The sequence below is a fragment of the Leptotrichia sp. OH3620_COT-345 genome (assembly GCF_003932895.1).
Taxonomy (GTDB): domain Bacteria; phylum Fusobacteriota; class Fusobacteriia; order Fusobacteriales; family Leptotrichiaceae; genus Pseudoleptotrichia.
Map to the genome: position 1 here is coordinate 1 of NZ_RQYW01000197.1, position 256 is coordinate 256.

1 protein-coding gene is annotated in these 256 nt (G+C 37.1%); it reads right to left on the reverse strand.

The annotated features are described in order from the left end of the window. Nucleotides 1-256 (reverse strand): autotransporter domain-containing protein (locus EII29_RS11780; RefSeq protein ID WP_125237630.1); only part of this gene is annotated, 256 nt, incomplete at both ends.

A 256-nucleotide genomic window follows, 5' to 3' on the forward strand; every position in this document is an offset into this window, starting at 1 on the left:
TCCGCCGTTGTGTATCTTACTCTTCCTTTATTGCCTACATCTCCTACTTTTCCAAGCTCATTCTCATAGCCCAATCCAAGTGTAGTAACAAATGTAGTCTTCACCGCCAACGGTTGCTTATACTTGAATTCAACTCCTACTTCAGGCTTTATAGAATAATAATCATTCCCTTTTACTTCAAGCCTTACTTCTCCTGTCTTTTCCTTTATACTTCCAAATCTTCCATATTCAAGTTTTAAACTTCCATAAGGCTTTA